Source organism: Streptomyces sp. NBC_00647 (assembly GCF_045207245.1).
GTDB lineage: Bacteria > Actinomycetota > Actinomycetes > Streptomycetales > Streptomycetaceae > Streptomyces.
The window spans coordinates 3,773,181-3,796,746 of record NZ_CP109040.1 but is presented as its reverse complement, the minus strand read 5'-3'; the positions used below and the strand labels follow the sequence as shown (position 1 = coordinate 3,796,746).

Sequence of the window (23,566 nt, the reverse complement as noted above, 5' to 3'; positions counted from 1 at the left end):
GATGTCACCGCCGCCCGGAGGCCGGAGCCAGGTTCTGCAGGCCCACCACACGCAGCAGCTGGAGGCGCTCGTACGACTCGGTGCCGGGGCGCGCCGTGTGCACGATGAGGAGCTGGTGGTCGCCGGAGCTGAGCAGGAACTCGCAGTCGAGCTCCAGCAGACCGACCGTCGGGTGCAGGAACCGCTTCGTCGCGGACCGCCGCACCGCGACCTCGTGGGACTCCCACAGATCCGCGAACTCCTCGCTCGTGGAGCGGAGTTCGGCCACCAGGGCGGCGGGCGCCGGATCGGCGGGGCGGGCCGCCGTGACCGCGCGCAGGTTGGCGACATGGGAGCGGGCGTGCTGGGGGCGGTCCTCGGGCGGGAAGAGGGCGCGGGCCCGCGGGTCGGTGAAGAACCGCCGGACGACATTGCGGCCCGGCTCCGCCTCGCCCGTCAGGGCCGACGCCAGCGCGTTCTGCGCGAGTACCTCGCCGTAGTCGGTCATGACCTGGGCCGGCGCGTCGTGCAGCCGGTCGAGGATCAGCAGCAGTCCGGGGCGGACGTGCGAGGAGGCGCCCGCGGCGCGCGGCGGCTCCTCGCCGACCAGGTGGAAGAGGTGGTCCCGCTCGTCGCCGGTGAGCCGCAGCGCCCGTGCCAGCGCGCCCAGCATCTGACGGGAGGGGCGCGGTCCACGCGACTGTTCGAGCCGGGTGTAGTAGTCCACGGACATGCCCGCGAGCGCCGCCACCTCCTCGCGGCGCAGGCCAGGGGTGCGGCGCCGGGAACCGGCCGTGAGCCCCACGTCGGAGGGCTCCAGACGGGCGCGGCCGCGGCGCAGGAAGTCGGCGAGTTCGGCTCGGTTCACCCCTCCAGCGTGACGCAGGCCGCCGGTCTGATCCAGGCACTGCCGATCCCTGGATCAGGAGGTCTCTCCCGCCCCGCCCGGGACCGGGGGACGGTGGAGGCCGACGAGAGGAACAGATCATGCTGACATTGGTGACCGGAACCACCGGCGAGGTCGGACGACGCTTCGTACCCCGTCTCCTGCAGCAGGCGCCCACCGGCGACCAGGTCCGGGTGCTGGTCCGCGACGAGTCCCGGGCCACGGCCCTCGCCGGTCTCACCGGCCCCACCGGCCTCGGGGTCGAGATCGCCGTCGGAGACCTGCGCGACGCCGAGACGCTCGGCAAGGCCCTCGCGGGTGTCGACGCGGTCGTGAACATCGCGGCCGCCTTCCGCGGGGTCCCCGACGAGGAGGCCCGGGCGGTCAACCGCGACGCGGCGCTGGAGCTGGGCCGCGCCGCCGTCTCCTCGGGCGTCCGCCGGTTCGTGCAGGTCAGCACCAACCTGGTGTACGGGACCGGCCGGGGCCGCCCGCTGACCGAGGACGACCCGAGCATGCCCGGCGGCGAGATGTGGGGCGCCTACCCGGCGTCCAAGCAGGAGGCGGAGCGCGGCCTGCTCGCCCTGGAGGGCGGCATGGACGTCCGGATCGGCCGCCTCGCCTTCGTCTACGGGGAGGGCGACCCGCATCTCGCCGCGTCGATGCGGTGGGCGGCGCACTGGGCCGCCGGCCAACGGCTCCAGATGGTCCACCACGCGGATGTCGCCCAGGGGCTGAGCCGTCTGCTGTACGCCCCCGGTACGGGCGGCGGCCGGATCTACAACATCGCCGACGACGCCCCCGTCACCACCGTCGACCTCCACCTGATCAACGGCGTCGAGGTGCCGCCCGCCCTGTACGAGCGCACCGACCCCGACCCCTGGAACGGGATCGTCTCCACCGACCGCATCCGCCACGAGCTGGGCTTCCGCCCGGCGTACCCGTCTCTGTGGACGGCCAGGGACGCCGGGGCCCTGTGACGGACGGGGCCGGGCGGCCGCCCGGGGGGACCGACCGGCCCGCTCAGTCCACGCCCTTGATCCGCCTCACCAGCACCGCCCCCGCGAGGCCGATCACCGCCGCGACCAGATACAGCACCCGGTAGCCGCCCAGGTACGTCACGATCGGTGCCGCCAGCACCGGCGCCGCGACCTGGGGGAGGGCGTTGGCGATGTTGATGACGCCGAGGTCCTTGCCGCGGTCGAGGGCCTTCGGCAGGACGTCGGTCATGAGGGCGAAGTCGACGGAGGTGAAGACGCCGAAGCCGACGCCGAGGACGGCCGCGGCGGTGATCGCGCCGGGCCAGGTCTGCCATCCGGCCAGCGCCGCCGTGGCCACCGCCATCAGGACGCCGGACCAGATCACGAACGGTTTGCGGCGGCCCAGCCGGTCCGACCACACCCCGCCCACCACGACGGTGGCCAGCAGCGTGACGCCGTTCACCGCCGTGAGGATCAGGACACCCTGCTCGGGGTCGTCGTGGTGCAGCCGGTCCCGCAGGTAGTAGAGCAGGTACAGCAGCACGAGGGCGTTGCTGAGGTTGATGAGGAAACGGGTCAGCCAGGCCCACGCCAGGTCGGGGTGCTCGCGCGGGCTCAGCCGGAACGAGGCGAGGAAGGCACGCCAGGACCAGGGCGGGCGGGCCGACTCCGGCAACCGCAGGTCCTCGTAGCGGAGCACGTAGGGCAGGACGCCCACCAGGGTGAACACCGCGCACGCCGCGTACCCGCCGCCGGTGCCCCCGGCCACCGTCGCGAGTCCCGTGCCGCCGACCACGCCGAGGATCTGCGCGGCGCCCAGCCAGCCGCCCACGCTGCCGCGTTGGAGCCGCGGCACCCGGTCGGGGACGGCCGCCGTCACCGCGGCGAACGCGGCGTTCAGGGTCAGCTGGACCAGGCACCAGCCCGCCGCCATCGTCCACACGCCGCCCGCACCCGCGAGGAGCAGCAGGGACAGGGCGCCGCCGGCCGCTCCGGCCACGATCCACGGCGTACGGCGGCCCCGGCGCGCGGTCGTCCGGTCGGAGAGCGCGCCGAAGAGCGGGTTGGCGACCAGGGAGACGACCGCGCCCGCGCCCGTGACCCAGGCCAGCATCGCCTCCTTGGACAGGCCGGTGCCGGGCGCGAAGTCCTCCGCCTGGGAGGCGAGGAGGATCTGCAGCGGGCCGTACCAGCCCACCCAGATCGCTCCGTTGGCGAGCGACAGCGCCGAGGTCCAGCCCCGGCCGACCCGCTCGACGGGCTCGGCGAGGGCCGCCGCGGGTATGACCGGGTCGGCGGCGGTCATCTCTGCGCCCGCAGGGCGTCCCGCAGCCAGCCGTACGAGGCCTTGGGGGTCCGTTCCAGCGTTTCGTAGTCGACGTGGACGAGGCCGAAGCGGCGCGCGTACCCCTCCGCCCACTCGAAGTTGTCCATCAGCGACCAGACGAAGTAGCCGCGCACGTCGACGCCCTGCTCCGACGCCCGGTGCAGAGCCCGGACATGACCGTCCAGGAAGGCGATCCGCTCCTGGTCGTCGATACCGTCGTACGAGCAGCCGTTCTCGGTGATGACGACGGGCGGGAGCCGGTCGCCGTAGCGCTCGTGGAAGCCGACCAGCAGTTCGGTGAGCGCCTCGGGCACCACCGGCCAGCCGAAGTCGGTGACCGGGTAGCCCTCCAGTTCCTTGACGGTGAAGGGCAGTTCGGCGGGCAGGGTGAGTCCGCTGAACTCGATCTCCGCGCCCTCGGGGGCGCCCACCCTGGTCGGCTGGTAGTAGTTGATCCCGTACCAGTCGACCGGCTCGCCGATGATCTTCAGGTCCGACTCGACGTCGCCGGGCATCAACTCACCGATGCCTTCGGGGTACCGGCCGAGCAGGACGGGGTCGGCGAAGAGCCGGTTGAGCAGGAGGTCGTAGAAGTCGGCCGCCTCCACGTCCTCGGTGCGGTCCGAGGCCGCCCAGGTCGGGCCGTGCGAGTTGGCGATCCCGATGTCGCCGGCACCGGCCGCGCGCAGGGCCCGTACGGCGAGACCGTGGGCGAGGAGCTGGTGGTGGGCCACCGGCAGCGCGTCGAACAGGAGCTGCTTGCCGGGAGCGTGCGCGCCGAGCGCGTGGCCCAGCAGGGTGTGTTCGGCGGGTTCGTTGAGAGTGATCCACTTCTTCACGCGGTCGCCGAGGCGTGCGGCGACGACCGCGGCGTACTCGGCGAACCGCTCGGCGGTGTCCCGGTCCGTCCAGTCCAGCTCCGCGGGCAGGTCCCAGTGGAAGAGGGTCGGCACGGGCCGTATGTCCGCCGCGCAGAGGGAGTCGACCAGGCGGTCGTAGAAGTCGAGGCCGCCGGGGGAGTTCACCCGGGGCCAGGAGACGGAGAAGCGGTACGCGTCCACGCCGAGGCCGGCGAGGAGTGCCACGTCCTCCGGGTAGCGGTGGAAGTGGTCGCAGGCCACCGCCGCCGTGGAGCCGTCCTTGACGTGCCCGGGCTCGGCGGTGAAGGCGTCCCACACCGAGGGGGCGCGTTCGTCCGCGGCCCCCTCGATCTGGTGGGCCGAGGTGGACACGCCCCAGAGGAAGCCGGGCGGGAACTGCGGGAGGGGGGTCGTCGCCATGCGCGCGATCATCTGTACCGGCGGTAACGGAAGTCAACGGTTCGGCGTGAACTCGCGGCTTCCCGTGACTGCCTTTCCCTGCGCCGGTGTTCTAGGGCGCCCTCCCGGCGCCCGTCTCGGATCGATCCAGCCTTCGGCGCCCTGCGTCAGCGCCTTCCTTCAGGCGCCTTCCTTCAGCACCCGTGAGATCAGCTCGCGCTGGTCCTCCGTCAGTCTCGGGTCGGCGGCGTGGACCGTCCTCCCGTCCACCGTGATCCGGTAGCTGAAGCCGTCCGGGACGCCGGCCGGGGGCGTGCCCCGGCCGGCGGCGAACGCCCGCTCGGCCAGGGCGTGCCAATCGGCGGCGTCGGGCCGTCCCGAGGTGTCCACCTCGGCTTGACGCTCGATGCCCGCGAACCCGCCCGTGCGCCTCACCTGAATACGCATGGGTCCTGCCTAGTACGAGTCGGGCACCGGGGCCATGCGCCCGGGGCCATGTGGCCAGGAGTGGACGTGCTCGAGGTCATGTGCCCGGGGTCATGCGGCGGGGACCCCGACCTGCTCCCAGGCCTTCGTCACGGCCAGCAGTTCCTCGCCCTCGTTGAACCGGGACCGCGCCGCGGCGAGCGTGAGCCGCGCGAAGTCCGAGAAGAGGGCCTGCTGGGGCAGCTCCCCGCCGGTCAGGACGTCGTACCAGATCTGCCCGGCCCGTTCCCACGCGTGGCCGCCGAGGGCCTGGGCGACGAGATAGAAGGCGTGGTTGGGGATGCCGGAGTTGATGTGGACGCCGCCGTTGTCCCGGCCGGTGCGGACATAGCCGTCCATCGTCCCTGGCTGCGGGTCCTTGCCGAGGACGTCGTCGTCGTACGCCGTGCCCGGCTCCTTCATGGAGCGCAGGGCGGTGCCGGTGACCCGCGAGGCGAGCAGCCCGGCGCCGATCAGCCAGTCGGCCTCGGCGGCGGTCTGGCCGAGTGTGTACTGCTTGATCAGCGAGCCGAAGACGTCCGACATGGACTCGTTCAGGGCACCCGGCTGGCCGAAGTAGGTGAGGTTCGCCGTGTACTGCGTGACGCCGTGGGTCAGCTCGTGGCCGATGACGTCGACCGGGATGGTGAAGTCGAGGAAGATCTCGCCGTCACCGTCGCCGAACACCATCTGCTCGCCGTTCCAGAAGGCGTTGTTGTAGTTCGCGTCGAAGTGCACGGTGGCGTCGAGCGGCAGGCCCTCGCCGTTGATCGAGGCGCGCTGGTAGGCGTTCAGGTAGAGATCGAAGGTGGCCCCGAGGCCGGCGTAGGCGCGGTTGACCGTGGCGTCCTTGCCCGGCTTGTCGCCCTCTCCGCGGACCTTCTTGCCGGGGAGGTCCTGGCGGTGGCGGGCGTCGTAGATCGTGCGGTGCGGTTTCTGCTCGGCGGCCCCCGCGGGCGCGGCCACGGCGGGCGCGCCGATGACGGTGGTCAGGCGCCGGTGGGTGCGCTCGTACGCGTCGCGCTCCAGGGTCTGGCGCGCGGGACCGGAGAGCGCCGGGTCCTCGTGCCGGGCGAGCTTGTCGAGGACGTGGGGCGGCACGATGGTGCAGTGAACGGGCTCGAAGCCCCCGTTGGTCTTCATGCCCGGCACCCTTGCACTGAGTGATGTCGATGTCACTACGTGCAACCATGATTGGTGAAATGCGGAGATAAGGAGGCCGGGATTCCGCCTGGAAGTGGTATGGCGCACTTTTTGTCCTTTTCGGGGGGTGCGATCCCGCATACTGATACAGCCCTCCGTACGGAGCGCGGCTCGGCTAGGCTGCGGAGCATCATGCGTTTCGGGCTGCTTCTCCTTAGCTGCCGCGGCGAGGGCCTGTAGTCGAGGCCGACCCCCTCCCCGCGGAGTCTGGCGTTGCGCCGTCGGCCGTCCTTTCGGACATCCTGAGGAGCCCACGCATCATGGCGAACAGCCACAGCAGCGAGCAGACCCGTGCCAACCGTCAGCGGCCCACGTCGATGCCGGTCCACAAGTACGGCCGGTACGACCAGGTCGACATCGCCGACCGCGACTGGCCGAACAACCGGATCACCGTCGCCCCCCGCTGGCTCTCCACCGACCTGCGCGACGGCAACCAGGCCCTGATCGACCCCATGTCGCCCGCGCGCAAGCGTGAGATGTTCGACCTGCTGGTGAAGATGGGCTACAAGGAGATCGAGGTCGGCTTCCCTGCGTCGGGCCAGACGGACTTCGACTTCGTCCGTTCGATCATCGAGGACGAGACCGCGATCCCGGACGACGTCACGATCTCCGTACTGACCCAGGCCCGCGAGGACCTGATCGAGCGGACCGTCGAGTCGCTGAAGGGCGCCAAGCGCGCCAACGTGCACCTGTACAACGCGACCGCCCCGGTCTTCCGGCGCGTCGTCTTCCGCGGCTCCAAGGACGACATCAAGCAGATCGCCGTCGACGGCACGCGCCTGGTCGTCGAGTACGCGGAGAAGCTGCTGGGCCCCGAGACCGAGTTCGGCTACCAGTACAGCCCCGAGATCTTCACCGACACCGAGCTGGACTTCGCCCTGGAGGTCTGCGAGGCGGTCATGGACGTCTGGCAGCCCGGCCCGGGCCGCGAGATCATCCTCAACCTGCCCGCCACGGTGGAGCGTTCGACCCCCTCCACGCACGCGGACCGCTTCGAGTGGATGGGCCGCCACCTGTCCCGCCGCGAGTACGTCTGCCTGTCGATCCACCCCCACAACGACCGCGGTACGGCCGTCGCCGCCGCCGAGCTGGCACTGATGGCCGGCGCCGACCGTGTCGAGGGCTGTCTGTTCGGCCAGGGCGAGCGCACCGGCAACGTCGACCTGGTCACCCTGGGCATGAACCTGTTCTCGCAGGGCGTCGACCCGCAGATCGACTTCTCCGACATCGACGAGATCCGTCGTACGTGGGAGTACTGCAACCAGATGGAGGTCCACGCGCGCCACCCGTACGTGGGCGACCTGGTCTACACGTCCTTCTCCGGCTCCCACCAGGACGCCATCAAGAAGGGCTTCGACGCCATGGAGGCCGAGGCGGCCGCGAAGGGCGTCACCGTCGACGACATCGAGTGGGCCGTCCCGTACCTGCCCATCGACCCGAAGGACGTCGGCCGTTCCTACGAGGCCGTCATCCGCGTCAACTCGCAGTCGGGCAAGGGCGGTATCGCGTACGTCCTGAAGAACGACCACAAGCTGGACCTGCCGCGCCGGATGCAGATCGAGTTCTCGAAGATCATCCAGGCGAAGACGGACGCCGAGGGCGGCGAGGTCACGCCGAAGGACATCTGGGCGGCCTTCCAGGACGAGTTCCTGCCCAACCCCGGGAACCCGTGGGGCCGTATCCAGGTCAGGACCGGCCAGTCCACCACGGACAAGGACGGCGTCGACACGCTGACCGTCGAGGCCACGGTCGACGGCACGGACACGGTCCTGAGCGGCACCGGCAACGGCCCGATCTCCGCCTTCTTCGACGCCCTGCAGTCCATCGGCGTCGACGTACGCCTGCTGGACTACCAGGAGCACACGATGAGCGAGGGTGCCTCCGCGCAGGCCGCCTCGTACATCGAGTGCGCGATCGGCGACAAGGTTCTGTGGGGAATCGGCATCGACGCGAATACGACACGCGCCTCGCTGAAGGCCGTCGTCTCCGCCGTCAACCGATCGGCCCGCTGACCTCGTTCACCTGGTTCTTTCCGGCCCCGTCCGCCTTCCGAGGCGGGCGGGGCCCGGTCGTATACCGGCCAATCCATGTGCAGGTCACGAGCAGGTCTCGTCCTGGGTACTGACTCAGCCTCAACAATGTGGCTAACATCACGCCAGCACGGCGATGTTGCCGTGGCATTACGGAGGTGTGCGACGTGCTGCCAGGATGGGGACGAAACGGTCGTGCAGTTCAGGTTCCCCGCATCCTGGGCACCCGTACGGCATGGAACACGGTCGGCGACGGTGAGTTCTTCTGCCCCGGCTGCGGAGGCGACCGCAATTACCAACGGCTGACCGGCCGCCGCCGCTTCACCCTTCTGGGCGTTCCCGTGATTCCGCGCGGCGAGACCGGGCCCGTCGTCGAATGCGCCGCCTGCCGACGCCACTACGGCGCCGACGTCCTGGACCACCCCACCACCACCCGCTTCTCCGCGATGCTCCGCGACGCCGTCCACACCGTCGCCCTCGCGGTCCTCGCGGCGGGCGGAGGCTGCGCCCGCTCGTCCCTGGAGACCGCCGCCGCGGCCGTCCGCTCGGCCGGCTTCGACGACTGCACGGAGGACCAGCTCGGCGCCCTCGTCGAGGCCCTCGCCGCCGACACGGGCCGCTTCTTCGGCGAGCCCTGCGGAGCGAGCCTGGCCATAGAGCTCCACGAGGCCCTGGACCCGCTGGCCCCGCACCTCGCCCCGACGGGCCGCGAGGCGATCCTCCTCCAGGGTGCCCGCATCGCCCTCGCCGACGGGCCGTACACCCCCGCCGAACGGGACGTCCTGGCCACCGTCGGCGCGGCCCTGACGATCTGCTCGGACGACGTGACCCGTCTCCTGGCGACGGCACGGACACCGTCGTAGGCCCGCTCCACCCCGTCCCGCTGTTACTCCCCCGGGAGTAGTCCGGCCTCCGGGCCACCCCTCGCAGTACCCGCGAACTCGCCCTTCCGCGCGACGAATGCCGCCCCTCGCGCCGGGAGTCTGGTGTCTGTCCAGACATTCCGCGAGAAGGGGAGGACCCCGCCATGGGGCCCGAGAAGGCCGGAAAGACGAGGAGGGGCCCAGGGCGGCGGACCGCCGTGCCCTGGTTGCTGCTCGGGCTGTGGGTGGCCGTGCTGGCGGCCGTCGGGCCGTTCGCGGCGAAGCTCGCGGACGTGCAGCACGACCGGGCCGTGGACTATCTGCCGGCGAGCGCCGACTCCACCCAGGTCGCGAAGATCGAGGACCGCCTGCCCGGCGGCGAGGCCACCGAACTGGTCCTCGTCTACCACCGCGACGGAGGGCTCCGCGCCGCCGACCGGGCCACGGCGGCCCGCCAGGTCGCCGACGTGGTCCGGGCCAACCCGCTCACCGGCACCCCCGAGGCCGTGCCCTCCCGGGACGGCAGCACGCTGATGTACGCCGTCGCCAGCACCGCTCCCGGCACCGACGAGAAGAAGCGCGACGCGTTCGTGAACGACGTACGCGACGTCGCCCGGGGAACGGACGGGATGAGCGTCGACGTCGGCGGGCCCGGCGCCCTGGCCACTGACGCCGGCGAGGTGTACAACTCGCTCGGCGGGCCGCTGCTCTACACCACCGTGGGTGTGGTCGCCGTCCTGCTGATCCTCATCTACCGCAGCCCGCTGCTGTGGCTCGTGCCGCTCGCCGTCGCCGGCGTCGCCGACTATCTGTCGATGGGCGTCGCCTACGGACTCCACCAGGCGTTCGGCACCAGCGTCTCCGGCCAGAGCTCGGGCGTGATGACGATCCTCGTCTTCGGCGCCGGAACCGACTACGCGCTGCTGATCATCTCCCGCTACCGGGAGGAACTACGGCGTGTGGAACGGCCCTACGACGCCATGAAGGTGGCCCTGCGCGGCTGCGGGCCCGCCGTGCTCGCCTCCTCCGGCACCGTCGCCGCCGGACTGCTCTGCCTGCTCGCCGCCGACCTCAACAGCAGCCGGGGCATGGGCCCGACGGGCACCGTCGGGGTCCTCTGCGCCCTGCTCGCCATGCTGACCCTGCTGCCCGCCGTGCTCGTCCTGCTCGGGCGCCGGGTGTTCTGGCCGCTGGTCCCCGCCTACGACGCCGAGCCCAAGGCGCGGCGGGGCCTGTTCGTCGCGATGGGGTCCTCCGCCGGACGCCGGCCGCTCGTCGTCCTCGCGAGCGGAGCCGTCCTGCTCGGGGCACTCGCCCTCGGCACCCTGAACCTGCCGGGCCCCCTCAAGCAGCAGGACTCCTTCGTCCACCGGCCCGACTCGGTCGCCGCGATGGAGACACTCGCCCGCGCCTACCCGGGCAAGGGCACCCAGCCGATCACCGTGATCACCCCCACCGGCCGGGCGGACGCGACGCTGGCCGCCGTACGCGGCCACGCCGGCGTCGCGAGCGCCGAGCCCGGACGGAGCGGCGGCAACTGGACGGAGATCTCCGTCATCGCGCGCGGCGCGCCCCAGTCGGCGGCCGAGACCGCCACGATCAAGGCGTTGCGGGAGGACCTCGGCGGATCGTACGTCGGTGGCCCGAGCGCCCAGCAGATCGACCTCCAGGACACCAACGCCCGCGACCGGCTCGTCGTCGTGCCCATCGTTCTCGCCTCCGTCCTGCTGATCCTCGTCGCCCTGCTGCGCAGCCTGGTCGCCCCGCTGCTGCTCGTCGGCGCCGTGGTCGCGGTGTGGGGCGCGGCGCTCGGCATCGGGGGCCTGGTCTTCGGACCGCTGTTCGGGTTCGAGGGGACCGATCCCGGTCTCGGCCTGCTGTCCTTCGTGTTCCTGGTCGCCCTCGGCGTCGACTACGGGATCTTCCTCATGCACCGGATGCGGGAGGAATCCCTCTCCGGCGCCGAACCGGCCGCCGCCGCGCTCACCGCGCTGCGCACCACGGGAGGCGTGATCGCCTCGGCCGGCCTCGTCCTCGCGGCCACCTTCGCGGTGCTCACCAACATGGGGCTCCTCCAGCTCGTCGAGCTCGGCTTCGTCATCTCGGTCGGGGTGCTGCTCGACACCTTCCTCGTCCGTACGTACCTGGTGACCAGCGCGAGCGTGGCGCTGGGACGGAAGGTGTGGTGGCCGGGCGGCCTCTCGCGCAAGCCGGACACCGAGGAGGCGGGGCGGCGAGAGCCCGTCGCCGTCGGCTGAGCCGCCCCGGCTCACCCCGGGCACCGAGCCGGCCGGCACGGCACCCCGGACGCCGAGCCGGGCCGGCCCTCGCACAACGGACACAGGGCGCCCCTCCTCTCCCGGAGGGGCGCCCCCTCACGGAGGATGAAGCGGTGGACGTCAAACGCATGCTGCACCTCACCGGCTTCGGGCACCGGGGGAGCGTCGACCCGGCACGGATCCTGCGCCAGGACGCGCTGCTCGCCGTCGCGCTGCTGCTCGCCGACGTGACCGTGGCGCTGACCGTGCACGCGGACGGCCGGCGTCCGGACGCGGTCGGCTGGACCCTGCTGACCGCCGCGCACCTCCCGCTGGTCTGGCGGCGGCGCGCCCCGCTCGCCGCCTTCCTCGCCCTGGTCGCCTGCGTCGGCCCGTACCACGCGCTGGACTTCAACCACGACGCGCCGCTGCTCGTCTCGATGACCGCGCTCTTCACCGTCGCCGTCACGGGGCGCCCGCTGCGCTCCCTCGTCATCGGCAGCGGTGTCATCGGCGTCATGCTCGCGGTCAAGTTCGGGCAGGGCGCCGCCGAGGGCGCCCAGGCGCTGCGCGTCACCGGCTGGATCGTCGCGTTCATCGTCCTCGGCGTGTACGTCCGCGTGCACGGGCAGTACTTCGCCGAGGTCGTCGAACGTGCCGAGCGCGCCGAACGCACCCGTGAGGAGGAGGCCCGCCGCCGGGTCGCCGAGGAACGCCTGCGCATCGCACGTGACCTGCACGATCTGCTCGCCCACAGCATCACCCTGATCGGCGTGCAGACCTCCGTCGCCGCGCACGTCCTGGCCGCCGACCCCGGCCGCCTCGACCGGACGGCCGTCGCCAAGGCCCTCGACGACATCTCCGAGACCTGCCGGACCGCGCGCGGTGAACTGCGGACCACGCTGGAGGTGCTGCGCGCCTCCGAGCACGGCGCGGGCGACGGGCGGGGCCCGTTGCCCGGCCTCGACGGCGTGCCCGACCTGGTGGCGGCGGCGCGTTCGGCGGGCGCGAAGGTGGAGACGCCGACCGGGGTAAGGGCGGACGACGTGCCCTCCGCGGTGGGCGCCGCCGCCTACCGCATCGTCCAGGAGGCGCTGACCAACGCGGTACGGCACGCGGGCCCCGGCGTGACGGTCCGGGTGGACCTGCGCACGGACGGCTGGGCCCTGCGCGTGACGGTCACCGACGACGGCATCGGCGACGCGGGCGGCCCGCCCGGCTTCGGCCTGATGGGCATGGGGGAACGCGCTCGTAGTGTGGGCGGCACGGTGGAGGCCGGGACACGGGAAGAGGGAGGGTTCCAGGTGCTGGCGGTGCTGCCCCTGCGGACCGTGCCCGAACAGCGGCCGGCCCTGCTCGATTCCGCGCCGGGACCCGGTTCCGCGGCCGCGGCCGAAGCCGGAAGGAGCGAGGCCCGATGACCATCCGTGTGCTCCTGGCCGATGACCAGAACCTCGTGCGGGCCGCGTTCGCCATGCTCGTGGAGTCGGCACGGGACATGGAGGTGGTCGGGCAGGCGGCCACCGGGCGCGAGGCCGTCGAACTGGCCCGCAGCGAACGGGCCGACCTGATCGTGATGGACATCCGCATGCCCGACCTGGACGGCATCGAGGCGACCCGGCTCATCGCCGCCGACGAGAGCCTGGCCGGGGTCAGGGTGCTCGTCCTCACCACGTACGACACCGACGAGCACATCGTGGACGCCCTGCGCGCGGGCGCCTCCGGCTTCCTGGTGAAGGACACCCGGCCCGCCGAACTCCTCGACGCGATCCGCACGGTGGCCGCCGGGGACGCGCTGCTCTCACCGGGCCCGACGGCCCGCCTGGTCGCCCGTTTCCTGCGCGCCCCCTCGGTTCCCGCGCTCGTGGTGGGCGGCCCCGAGGGCCTCTCCGAGCGCGAGCGCGAGGTGCTCACCCTGGTCGCGCGCGGACTCAACAACACCGAGATCGCGACGGCGCTCGGGCTCAGTCCGCTCACGGCCAAGACCCACGTCAGCCGCATCATGGGGAAGCTGGGCGCCCGCGACCGGACCCAGCTGGTCATCGTGGCGTACGAGTCGGGCCTGGTGACCCCGGGAGACGCGGGCCAGGCCTGATCCGGCGGCGCGCGGAACGAGCCCCGGTGTTGGCCGCACCGGTCCGGCCCGACGCCAGAGCAGGCTGACGTCCCGTCAACACGCCGTGGAAGCACGGGTATTGCTGTGGCACGCGGGGCACATTAGGTTCTCCAGGACATCCCACGTCCTATGTCCGACGTAGTCCAGGGAGTGCCATGACCAGCTTGAGCCGCATGGCCGCGTTCGCAGCAGCAGCCGGACTCCTCACCGCCCTCGCCGCCACCGGCGGCACCGCCTCCGCCGCGCCCCCGGCCGGCCGGGGCTGCACCTCCTCCGTCCCGTACACCGCCGGCCAGGAGGGCTACGACACGTACCGCATCCCCGCGACCGTCACGACCCGGGCCGGCACGCTGCTCGCCTTCGCCGAGGGGCGGCACAGCGGCGCGGGCGACACCGGGAACATCGATGTCGTCCTCAGACGTTCGTCCGACGGCGGCTGCACCTGGGGCCCGCTCCGGGTCGTCGCGTCCGGCGGCGGCGACACCCGTGGCAACCCGGCGCCGGTGGTGGACCCCCGGACCGGCCGGATCGTCCTCCTCACCTCCTACAACAGCGGTGCCGTGACCGAGGCGCAGATCATGCGGGGCGAGGCCACCGTGGAACAGAGCCGGCGCGTCTTCGTCCAGACCAGCCACGACGACGGGCGGCACTTCTCCGCCCCGCGGGACATCACGGATCGGGCGAAGCTGCCGAGCTGGCGCTGGTACGCCACCGGCCCCGGTCACGCGATCGCCCTGCGCCACGGACCGCACGCCGGGCGCCTGGTCGTGCCCGCCAACCACTCCGCCGCCCCGCCCGCCGGGTCCGCCGACACCGGTCAGGAGTCCAAGTACTACGGGGCGCACGCGCTCTACAGCGACGACGGCGGGCTCCGCTGGCGGCTCGGCTTCATCGACGACTCGTACGACGGGACCGTCAACGCCAACGAGAGCACGGTGGCCGAACTCCCCGACGGGAGGCTCTACTTCAGCTCGCGCGACCAGAACGGCACCAGTCCCGGCAACCGCCTCGACTCCTACTCCAGTGACGGTGCCGAGACCCTGGACCGCCCCTTCGCCGTCCAGCCCACCCTGAACGACGTCCCCGTCGTCCAGGGCAGCGTCCTCCAGCTGACCGGCCCCTCCGCCCCGCTCCTGTTCTCCGGCCCCTCCGTCCCCACCGCCCGCCAGTCGATGGCCGTCTGGCGCAGTACGACGGGCGGCGCGGCCTTCGTGAGGGCGACCACTCTGTCCACACAGCGAGCGGCGTACTCGGACCTCGTCCAGCTCGGCGCCTCCCGGATCGGCATCCTCTACGAGACCGGCGTCGCGGGACCGTACGAGACGATCGAGTTCCGGCGCCTGCCGGTGAAGGAGCTGCGGGGATAGCGAATCCCGGCGGGGCGAATCCCGGCGGGGCGGCGGGCACCCGCCCTGGTGGAACAGTCCCCCCGGCCGGCCGGCCGGCCGTCCCGCCCCGGCTAGAGCAGGCCCGCCCCCGCCAGATACTTCCCGACCCGCTCGACCTCCTCCTGCGACAGCGGCACCTGGGGTTCCGCCGTCGCGGGGCAGTCGATGACGCCCCGCAGGAACAGCGCGGCCTTGAAGGCGCCGAGGGCCGAGGAACTTCCGCCCATCCGGGCGGGATCGCCGACGCCCACCATGCCGAACAGCTCGCACAGCCGCTCCTGCTCCGCCCGGGCCCGCTCCCGGTCGCCCGCCACGCACAGGTCGTACAGGCGCACGTAGCCCGCCGGGTCCACATTGGCCAGTCCGGGAACGGCGCCGTCCGCGCCGAGGGCCAGCGCCGAGTCGACGACCACCTCGGAGCCGGTGAGCGCGGTGAAGCCGCTGATGCCGGGGTGGCGGCGAGCGCCGCCGACGACCGCGCGGAAGGCGCCGAGGTCACCGCTGGAGTCCTTGAGCCCGGCCAGGACGCCGTCGGCGGCGAGTTCGAGGACCAGTTCGGGGCTCAGCTTGGTGTGGACGGAGGCGGGCAGGTCGTAGGCGAAGACGGGGAGCGACGCGCCGGCGGCGACGGAGCGGAAGTGGCGGGCGATCTCCGCGGGATGGGTGCGGGTGTAGAACGGGGCCGTGACGACGATCGCGTCCGCGCCCGCGGCGCGGGCGGCCCGCGTGTGGTCCAGGACGCGCGGCGTCGTCATGTCGATCGCACCGGCCAGCACGGGAAGCCGGCCCGCGACGTGCCCCACCGCCGTCTCCACCACGAGCCTGCGCTGCGCGTCCGTCAGGTAGGCCACCTCGGACGTGGAGCCGAGGACGAACAGGCCGTGCACCCCGCCGTCCATCAGGTAGTCGATCAGCCGGGTGAGCGACGGGACGTCCACCTCGCGGTCCGGTGTCAGGGGCGTGCAGACGGGCGGTACGACACCGGTCAGCGGGGCGGGGAAGGTCATGAAGGCTCCCGGATGTGCTGCTGGAACGGAAGATCGGCCATGGCGGTGGCCTCCGCGGCGGACTCGGCCTGCGCGACCAGGGCGCGCGTCGACCGGCCCTCCTCCACAGGATGGTGACACCGGAAGCGGTGGCCCGGCGTCGACGCGGCCGTGAAGTCGGGCATCAGGGTGGCGCACTCCTCGTCCGCCTTCCAGCACCGGGTGCGGAAGGGGCAGCCGCTCGGCGGACGCGTCGCCGAAGGGACGGGTCCGCTCAGCGGAATCGGGTCGATCGGATCCAGCAGGCCCGGAGTCGCCGAGAACAGGGCCCGGGTGTACGGGTGACGGGAGCCGTCGGTGACCTCGTCGGCCGGGGACTCCTCGACGATCCGGCCGAGGTACATCGTGATCACCCGGTCGCTCATCCGCCGTACCGTCTGGATGTCGTGGGACACGAACACCAGGGCGAGGCCCAGGCGTTCCTTCAGATCGAGGAGGAGGTTGAGGATCTGCGCGCGGACCGACACGTCCAGCGCGCTCGTCGGCTCGTCGGCCACCACCAGGTCGGGATCCAGGGCCAGGGCGCGGGCGATCGCCACGCGCTGGCGCTGACCGCCGGAGAGCTGGCCGGGAAGGGCGTCCGCGAGAGCCCGGGGCAGTCCGACCAGGGACATCAACTCCTGCACCCGGTAAGCCCGTTCGGCCGCAGTGCCGTGCCGGTGCACATCCAGCGGGTCGCGCAGGATCCGGCGTACGGGCAGCCGCCGGTTCAGCGCCGTCGAGGGGTCCTGGAAGATCATGCCCGTGCTGGCGCCGACCGCCCCGCGCCGCTCGTCCGGTTTCAGGGACCACAGGTCACGGCCGCGGAAGGTCACCGTGCCGGAGGTCGGCCGCTGCACCCCCACCAGCACCTTCGCGAGCGTCGACTTGCCGCAGCCCGACTCGCCGACGACGCCGATCGTCTCGCCGGGCACGATGGTGAGATCGGCGCCGTTCAGGGCGTACACCCGGTCCCGGGTGAACACACCGCCGCTGCGGGCCTTGTGGACGACATGCGCGTCGGTGAGCCGGACGAGCGCGTCCGCCCGGTGGACCTCGCTCTCCCGCACCGGCGCGGTCATCGGACTGCCCCGGGCGCCATCGGTGGAATCGTCATGTCACGGCCTCGCTCTCCGTGGTCACCAGGTCGACGGCCGGGTGATGACAGGCCGCCGTGTGCGTGTGCGGCCCGATCAGGTCCGGCGCCGTCGTCCGGCACACCTCGCTCGCCATCGGGCACCGGTCGGCGAAGCGGCAGCCGGCCGGGAAGTCGGCGGGGGAGGGGACGACTCCCTTGATCTGCGTCATGCGCTCCGCCGCCGACTCCAGGGACAGCACGCTGCCGAGCAGCCCGCGCGTGTAGTGGTGCGCCGGGGATTCCACGAGGTCCGCCGTCACCCCGGTCTCCACGATCTGGCCTCCGTACATCACGGCCACCCGGTCGGTGACCGCCGAGATGAGCGCCAGGTCGTGCGAGACGAGGATCAGGGCGAAGTCCAGTTCCGCCCGCAGCCGCAGCAGCAGCTCCATGACCTGCGCCTGGACCGTCACGTCCAGGGCCGTCGTCGGTTCGTCCGCGACGATCAGCCGGGGCTCGCGGGACAGCGCCATCGCGATCAGGACGCGCTGGCGCTGGCCGCCGGAGAGCTCGTGAGCGTAGCTGCGCAGGGTGCGTTCGGGATCGAGGCCGACCAGCCCGAGGAGCTCGGCCGCCGTGCGCTTGCCGCCCCGCCGTATCACCTGCTTCAGCTGCGCCCTGATCGTCATCGCCGGGTTCAGGGACGACAGCGCGTCCTGGTAGACCATCGCCATCTCGTGGCCCAGCAGCCGGCGCCGTACGCGCATCGGCTCGCCCACCAACTGCCGCTGGTCGAAACGGACATGGCCGCGCACCCGGGCGCCCTTCGGCTCCAGGCCCATCACCGTCAGGGCCGTCAGCGACTTCCCGCAGCCCGACTCGCCCACCAGGCCCAGGACTTCGCCGGGATACACCTCGAAGCTGATGCCGTCGACGATGTCCACACCGCCGTGCCGGTGGTCGAAGCCGATGGCCAGGTGCTCCACGGCGAGGACGGGCTGCCGTCCCGGGGGGAGCGGGCGGGCCCGGGAGCGCAGCCGCGCGGCGGCCTCCGCCAGACCGGGGAGTTCGAGCACCGTGCCGCTGCCCGGCTCGGGGGCTTCGAGACGGTCCTCGGCGGGGGGCACGGTCACCTCCCGGGCCGCCGGAGCGGCCCACGCGTCGGAGACACCCTCGGAGAGGATGTTCAGCGACAGGACGGTGGCCAGCATCAGCATTCCGGGGAAGACGGTGGCCCACCAGCCGCCGGTCAGCACCATGTTCTTGCCGTCGGCGATGACACTGCCCCAGGACGGGTCGGGGGGCCGTACGCCCGCGCCGATGAAGGACAGCGAGGCCTCGAAGACGATGGCCTCGGCGACCTGCACGGTGCAGAACACCAGGATCGGCGCGGCGCAGTTGACCGCCACGTGCTTGAGGACGATGTGCGGGGTGCGGGCGCCGATCACCTGCTCGGCCGTGACGTAGTCCTCCCCGTACTGGTCGAGGACGTTCGCCCGGACGACCCGGGCGACCGGCGGGGTGAACAGGAACGCGATCGCGCAGATCAGGACGGTGATGCCGCCGCCGAACACGGCGACGAGCACGGCGGCGAGCGCGATGCCGGGGAACGCCATCACGACGTCCAGGCAGCGCATCAGCGTCTCGTCGACCGCCTTGCGCGAGGTCGCGGCGAGCGCGCCGAGCAGTGCTCCCACCACCAGGGCGAGCGCGGTGGCGCCGAGGCCGATCGCCAGCGACCAGCGCGCCCCGTACATCAGCCGGCTGAGGATGTCCCGGCCGAGACTGTCCTGCCCCATCCAGTGACCGGACGACGGATGCCCGGTGCCGTCCACCGGCGGCTGCTGGTCGAGCGGGTCGTGCGGCGTGAGCAGAGGGGCGAACAGTGCCGTCAAGGCGACCACGGCCAGGAAGCAGACCGCGATCCGCGACAGCGGCGGCAACCTGCGCCGTCCGCGCAGCCGGACACCGGGCCGGGCGAGGGCCCTCGCCAGTTCCTTCCGCGTGAACATCAGGTCGCCTCCCTCAGCCGTGGGTTGACCAGGAGATACAGGACGTCGATGACGAGGTTCACCACCACGAAGCCGATGGCCGTGGTCAGGACGACGCCCTGCACGACCGCCGGGTCACCGTTCTTCACGGCGTCGATCATCAGCTTGCCCATGCCGGGCAGCGAGAAGATCGTCTCGATGACGACGGCGCCGCCCAGCAGATACCCCACGCGCAGGCCCAGCACGGTGAGCGGGTTCATCAGGGCGTTGCGCAGGACGTTGCGGCCGACGACCACCCGGGGCGGCAGCCCGCTGCCGATCGCGGTGCGCACATAGTCCTTGTCGAGCTCCTCGACCACGGACGTCCGGACGATCCGGGTGAGCTGGGCCGCGACCGGCAGCGAGAGCGCGAGCGCGGGCAGCGCCATGGTCTTCAGCCAGCCGGACAGCGAGTCGGCCGGGTTGATGTAGCCGCCGGTCGGGAACCAGCCCTGGTCGACGGCGAGATACTGGATCATCAGCAGGGCCAGCCAGAAGCCCGGTGCGGCGACCCCGGTCAGGGACACCACCCGGATGACCTGGTCGGGCAGCCGGTCGCGGTAGATCGCGGCCGTGACCCCGCCGAGCAGCGACAGCACCACCGCGACACCGAGCCCCAGGAAGGTGAGCTGGAGCGTGAGCGGCAGCGCCGTGGTGACCTGCTCGACGACCGGCGCCCGGGTCAGCGCGCTGGTGCCCATGTCGCCGTGCACCAGGTCCGCCACGAAGTGGACGTAGCGCACGGGCAGCGGATCGAGCAGGCCGTTCTGCTCTCTGAAGTCGTGCAGTTGCTGCGGGGTCGGGTTGGCGCCCTGGAAGAACGCGGACGCCGGGTCGACGTCCGAGAACCGCATCACCAGGAACACGAACAGGACGATCCCGAGCATCAGCGGAACGAGCAGCGCGACCCGGCGCAGCAGGATCCTGACGATGGCGACCACGTACCGGCTCCCCTGTCGCCTAGACCCACTTGGCTTGCAGCAGGTTGATGCCCGGGTAGGGCTGTGGCCTTATCCCCGCGAGCCGCTGCGGATTCCACGCCGTCATCAGCTCGTTGTGCACGACCGGGTAGAGCACGGCCTGCTCGGCGACGACGTCGATGTAGTCCTGGATCATCGTCTTCTTCTTGTCGGCGTCCGGCTCCTGCGTCGCCCGGTCCATGTCCTTGAAGAGCTTCTTGGCCACCGGGTCACCGGCCCAGCGGGCGTAGCCCATCCAGAGGTTCTGGGGGCCGTAGTTGTAGTGCATGATCAGGTCGGCGTCGAGGCCGAACTGGTTGGGGTTCGAGGCGGCTGCGACGACCTGGTAGTCCTGCTTCTGGTCCATCTTGGTGAACACGGCCGTGGTCTCCTGCGGGGACAGGGTGGTCTGCACGCCGATCGCGTCCCAGGACGCCTTGACGGTCGGAAGGCAGTCGACGATCCAGCTGACGTTCACCGACATGATCTCGATCTTCAGCCCCTTGACCCCGGCCTCCTTCAGGAGCTTCTTCGCCTTCTCCGGGTCGTAGCCGTAGACGGTCTTCGCGGGCCGGTAGGAGGGGTTGGCCTCGTTCAGGAACGATGTCGACGGCCTGCCGTGCCCCTTGAGGGCGACCTCGACCATCTTTCCGGTGTCGATGGCGTAGTGCAGGGCCTGCCGCACGCGCACGTCGTCGAACGGCTTGTGCCGGGTGTTGAACATGAGGAACAGGTTGTTCATGCCGGCGCCGCCCTGGACGGTCATGCCGCCCTTGCGGAGCTGCGCGATGTTGGCGTACGGGATGTTGTCGGCGATCTGGGCACCGGCGCTCGCTCCCGAGATCTTCGCGACGCGGGGCGCGGCGTCCACTATGGTCAGCCAGTTCATCTTCTTGAACGCGGGCTTGCGCGGCCCGTTGTAGGCGGCGAACGCCTCGAAGGTCGTGTTGGACTTCGGGTGGTGCGCGGTCTGCCGGTACGGCCCCGATCCGATCGCCTTGCCCTTGATCGCGTCGTCCCAGGCGCCCGGCTGCGAGAAGACGTGCTTGGGCATGATCTTCGCCAGGGTGAGCCGGGAGATCCCCTCCGGGAAGGGGAACTTGAGGACCAGCTCGACGTTCTGCGCGTCGATCTTGCGGACTTCCTTCAGCCAGCTCGCGAAGAAGCCCTTGGCGAGGGTCTGGGTCTTCGGATCGAGTATCCGGTCGAAGACGAACACCACGTCGTCGGCGGTGACCGGCTTCCCGTCGTGGAAGGTGGCGCCCGCCCGCAGGGTGAACTTCCAGGACGTGCCGGTGAGATCGGCGGGCACCTGGGTGGCGAGCGCGGCGTAGGGCTCGCGGGAGATCGGGTCGGTGTCGAGCAGGCCCTCGTAGATGTGGTTGTTGGCGGCCATGCAGAAGGCCGACGCGGTCTGCGTCGGGTCCCAGCTGCCGTCGTTCCCGTAGCCGATCACGGCCGTCAGCGTGGCGTTCCGGCCGCTGCCCGAGCCGCCGGTGTCGTTCGTGGACTCCGGCCCGGACGAGCAGGCGGCCAGGGACGAGGAGAGGGCGGCGGCCGCGCCCACGGCGCCGGTGTACTTCAGGAACGACCGGCGGTGCAGCGCCGGTGTGCGGTTCACGTCGCGCACGGTTCCTCCAGCAAGGAGTGGTCCAGTTGAGCGGTCCGGTGGAGCGGTGGAGCGATCGGTCCGATGGCCCGGAGACAGGAGATACGACGTCCTACGTCATAGGGGGCAGCGTGACCATAGGAGGGGGCGCGGAGGGGGTCAAGGGATCGCACACGAATGGCGTATCTTCCACAGGTGCGACCAATGACGGTATGAAACAGGGGCAGTTGGCGGTACTTGGCGTTTAATCAGCCCGGAGGTGGGACGTCCGATGTCCAGCGAGCGTACGATGCGGCGCATGCCTGAGGAGACCGGGAACCGGCGTCGGCCCGAGCGCCGGGTGAGCAGCCAGATCCAGCGCGAGGTCATGCAGCTGATCCTCGACCAGGGGCTTCCGGCCGGTGCGCCGCTGCCCACCGAGACCGAGCTGATGACGGATCTCGGCGTGAGCCGCAACTCGGTCCGTGAGGCGCTCAAGGCCCTCCAGGCACTCGACATAGTCGAGATCCGGCACGGCTACGGCACCTATGTCGGCGAGGCGTCCATGACGCCGTTCGTCGATGGACTGACCTTCCGCACGCTCGCCCGTCCGGACGATCCGACTGGGGCGCTGGCCCAGATCCTCCAGGTCCGTGAGGTGCTGGAGGAGGGGCTGATAAGCCGCGTGGCGGAGCTGCTGACAGAGGAGGAGCTGGACCGGCTCGAAGCCGTCGTCACAGAGATGGAGTCGGCGGGCAGCGACGGGCGCTCCTTCCCCGAACTCGACAGCGAGTTCCACGAGTTGCTGTACGCGTCGCTCGGCAACCCGCTGGTGCCCCAGCTGCTCGGCGCCTTCTGGACCGTCTTCCGGCGGGTCGCGGCGGTGCGGGGCTGGACCGACGACATCACCCCGGAGGTGACGGCCCGCCGCCACCGCGACATCCTCACCGCCCTGCGGGCACGGGACGTCGAGGGCGCCCAGCGCGCGATGTCCGACCACTTCCGCGGGATCGAGGCCCGCGCCGCCCAGGGATCGCGCGGGGTGAGCTGAACCGGGCCCGTCACTCTGCGGGCCCGTCCGGCTCCGGGTCCGTCCGGCTCCGGGTCCGTTCGGCTCCGGGTCCGCATCGGGCCTGTCCGGCTCCGGGTCTGTCCGGCTCCGGGTCCGCATCGGGCCTGTCCGGCTCCGGGTCTGTCCGGCTCCGGGTCCGCATCGGGCCTGTCCGGCTCCGGCCCGTCCCGCTCCGGGCCCGCATCGGGCCTGTCCGGAGGCGGCTTCCGGGGGCGCCTTCCGGACAGGCTGACCCGTCCGAACCGTCCGTCTCGTCCTCGGTGCGGCGCCGCTCCGCTCCCGCCCAGTCTCGGCTCCTCGCCCCGGCCCGTCCTACCCTGGCCCCGTGGCCGAAACCGAACCCGACCCGCACGCTCACCCGCAGCCCGGCTCCGGCGCACCCGGCGGTACCTGGGAGCCGGGCGGCGCGGGAGTCCTGTGCCTGCCCTCCGGGCGGCTGATACGGGGCCGGGCCCTGCGCCGGCCGCTCCCCGCCGACGGCGGCCCGGTGCCCACGTACGCCGTCCACCTGCTCGGCCGGCAGCCGCCCCCGGTCCCCTGGGAGGCCCACTGGCTGCGCTGGCCGGACTTCCGGCTGCCGGCCGACCGCGCCGAGGCCCGCGCGGTCCTCGCCGAGGCCTGGCGGCGGGCGGCCGGCGAACGCGTCGAGATCGCCTGCTACGGCGGCCGGGGCCGCACCGGCACGGCCCTGGCCTGCGTCGCCGTCCTCGACGGTGTACCGCCCGGGGAGGCGGTGGCGTACGTACGCCGGCACTACGACCGGCACGCGGTGGAGACGCCCTGGCAGCGCGCGTACGTCCGGCGGTTCGGCACCTAGACGGCCTTCCGGACGACGCTCCTGGGGGTGGGTCGCCCGGAAGCGGAGGGTGTCGCCCCGCCGGTGCACGTCCACGGACACGTCCGGGAAGCCGGCCGCGCCCAGCCGTGCCGGGAGCTCCCGCGGATCGAGGGTGTTCATCGCGCCAGTACGTCCCGTCCGGCCCGTGAACCACCCCGCCGGAAGCCCGCCGGGCCGCCCGCCGGGGCCGGTGCCGGGCCCGGGAATCTCCTTGCCGCACGC

At 72.0% G+C, this 23,566-nt stretch carries 19 protein-coding genes; 9 read left to right on the top strand and 10 right to left on the bottom strand.

Annotation, left to right across the window (positions count from 1 at the left end):
- Nucleotides 1-4 precede the first annotated feature (4 nt).
- A complete protein-coding gene (locus OG788_RS16670) occupies nucleotides 5-847 on the bottom strand; it encodes a helix-turn-helix transcriptional regulator (protein WP_406371695.1) in 843 nt (280 codons plus the stop codon).
- A 119-nt stretch (nucleotides 848-966) separates the two neighbouring features.
- Here OG788_RS16670 and OG788_RS16665 point away from each other — a divergent pair, with 119 nt between their 5' ends.
- The gene (locus tag OG788_RS16665) at nucleotides 967-1,845 is read left to right on the top strand and encodes an NAD-dependent epimerase/dehydratase family protein (protein ID WP_406371693.1); all 879 of its coding nucleotides are present in this window, start codon (nucleotides 967-969) and stop codon (nucleotides 1,843-1,845) included.
- A gap of 43 nt (nucleotides 1,846-1,888) precedes the next feature.
- Here OG788_RS16665 and OG788_RS16660 read toward each other — a convergent pair whose 3' ends face one another.
- The 4 genes from OG788_RS16660 to OG788_RS16645 form a co-directional block, all read right to left on the bottom strand.
- Nucleotides 1,889-3,151: an MFS transporter gene (locus OG788_RS16660; RefSeq protein WP_356757114.1), complete on the bottom strand. Its 1,263-nt coding sequence runs from the start codon at nucleotides 3,149-3,151 to the stop codon at nucleotides 1,889-1,891.
- Nucleotides 3,148-4,464 (bottom strand): GH1 family beta-glucosidase, encoded by a 1,317-nt coding sequence (locus OG788_RS16655; protein ID WP_406371691.1) that lies wholly within the window; start codon nucleotides 4,462-4,464, stop codon nucleotides 3,148-3,150. Before OG788_RS16655 ends, OG788_RS16660 begins: the two co-directional genes overlap by 4 nt.
- A 147-nt stretch (nucleotides 4,465-4,611) precedes the next feature.
- On the bottom strand, nucleotides 4,612-4,878 hold the full coding sequence (locus OG788_RS16650) for a protealysin inhibitor emfourin (RefSeq protein ID WP_351538504.1): 267 nt from the start codon (nucleotides 4,876-4,878) through the stop codon (nucleotides 4,612-4,614).
- 90 nt (nucleotides 4,879-4,968) lie between these two features.
- Nucleotides 4,969-6,039, bottom strand: a complete 1,071-nt coding sequence (locus OG788_RS16645; protein ID WP_351538501.1) for a M4 family metallopeptidase — start codon at nucleotides 6,037-6,039, stop codon at nucleotides 4,969-4,971.
- Nucleotides 6,040-6,359: 320 nt separating this feature from the next.
- Between OG788_RS16645 and leuA the strand changes: the two genes are divergently transcribed.
- The 6 genes from leuA to OG788_RS16615 all read left to right on the top strand — a co-directional run bounded on the left by leuA (nucleotide 6,360) and on the right by OG788_RS16615 (nucleotide 14,733).
- Nucleotides 6,360-8,111 carry a 2-isopropylmalate synthase gene (gene leuA / locus OG788_RS16640; RefSeq protein WP_406371688.1) on the top strand — a complete coding sequence of 584 codons (1,752 nt, stop codon included), beginning with the start codon at nucleotides 6,360-6,362 and terminating at the stop codon, nucleotides 8,109-8,111.
- A gap of 185 nt (nucleotides 8,112-8,296) precedes the next feature.
- On the top strand, nucleotides 8,297-8,992 hold the full coding sequence (locus OG788_RS16635) for a TerB family tellurite resistance protein (RefSeq protein ID WP_351538496.1): 696 nt from the start codon (nucleotides 8,297-8,299) through the stop codon (nucleotides 8,990-8,992).
- A gap of 164 nt (nucleotides 8,993-9,156) precedes the next feature.
- A complete protein-coding gene (locus OG788_RS16630) occupies nucleotides 9,157-11,250 on the top strand; it encodes an MMPL family transporter (RefSeq protein ID WP_406371686.1) in 2,094 nt (697 codons plus the stop codon).
- Between the two features lie 149 nt (nucleotides 11,251-11,399).
- On the top strand, nucleotides 11,400-12,671 hold the full coding sequence (locus OG788_RS16625; protein WP_406376774.1) for a sensor histidine kinase: 1,272 nt from the start codon (nucleotides 11,400-11,402) through the stop codon (nucleotides 12,669-12,671).
- On the top strand, nucleotides 12,668-13,345 hold the full coding sequence (locus OG788_RS16620; protein ID WP_351538490.1) for a response regulator transcription factor: 678 nt from the start codon (nucleotides 12,668-12,670) through the stop codon (nucleotides 13,343-13,345). Before OG788_RS16625 ends, OG788_RS16620 begins: the two co-directional genes overlap by 4 nt.
- Nucleotides 13,346-13,521: 176 nt before the next feature.
- Nucleotides 13,522-14,733, top strand: coding sequence for an exo-alpha-sialidase (locus OG788_RS16615; protein ID WP_406371684.1), 1,212 nt, complete (start codon nucleotides 13,522-13,524; stop codon nucleotides 14,731-14,733).
- Nucleotides 14,734-14,825: 92 nt separating this feature from the next.
- On the opposite strand, the gene OG788_RS16610 is transcribed toward OG788_RS16615, so the two are convergent.
- The 5 genes from OG788_RS16610 to OG788_RS16590 are packed head-to-tail and all read right to left on the bottom strand — an operon-like array spanning nucleotide 14,826 to nucleotide 21,476.
- The gene (locus OG788_RS16610; protein WP_406371682.1) at nucleotides 14,826-15,761 is read right to left on the bottom strand and encodes a dihydrodipicolinate synthase family protein; all 936 of its coding nucleotides are present in this window, start codon (nucleotides 15,759-15,761) and stop codon (nucleotides 14,826-14,828) included.
- Nucleotides 15,758-16,861, bottom strand: a complete 1,104-nt coding sequence (locus OG788_RS16605; protein WP_406371680.1) for an oligopeptide/dipeptide ABC transporter ATP-binding protein — start codon at nucleotides 16,859-16,861, stop codon at nucleotides 15,758-15,760. The genes OG788_RS16610 and OG788_RS16605 overlap by 4 nt, the downstream gene beginning before the upstream one ends.
- Nucleotides 16,862-16,892: 31 nt before the next feature.
- Nucleotides 16,893-18,869: a dipeptide/oligopeptide/nickel ABC transporter permease/ATP-binding protein gene (locus tag OG788_RS16600; RefSeq protein ID WP_406371678.1), complete on the bottom strand. Its 1,977-nt coding sequence runs from the start codon at nucleotides 18,867-18,869 to the stop codon at nucleotides 16,893-16,895.
- Complete coding sequence (locus OG788_RS16595) at nucleotides 18,869-19,828, bottom strand: ABC transporter permease (RefSeq protein WP_406371676.1); 960 nt, start codon at nucleotides 19,826-19,828, stop codon at nucleotides 18,869-18,871. Before OG788_RS16595 ends, OG788_RS16600 begins: the two co-directional genes overlap by 1 nt.
- Nucleotides 19,829-19,847: 19 nt before the next feature.
- Complete coding sequence (locus OG788_RS16590; RefSeq protein WP_406371674.1) at nucleotides 19,848-21,476, bottom strand: ABC transporter substrate-binding protein; 1,629 nt, start codon at nucleotides 21,474-21,476, stop codon at nucleotides 19,848-19,850.
- Between the two features lie 268 nt (nucleotides 21,477-21,744).
- Between OG788_RS16590 and OG788_RS16585 the strand changes: the two genes are divergently transcribed.
- Nucleotides 21,745-22,485, top strand: coding sequence for a FadR/GntR family transcriptional regulator (locus OG788_RS16585; protein WP_406376773.1), 741 nt, complete (start codon nucleotides 21,745-21,747; stop codon nucleotides 22,483-22,485).
- 436 nt (nucleotides 22,486-22,921) lie between these two features.
- A complete protein-coding gene (locus OG788_RS16580) occupies nucleotides 22,922-23,323 on the top strand; it encodes a protein phosphatase (RefSeq protein WP_406376772.1) in 402 nt (133 codons plus the stop codon).
- The last annotated feature ends 243 nt before the right edge of the window (nucleotides 23,324-23,566 follow it).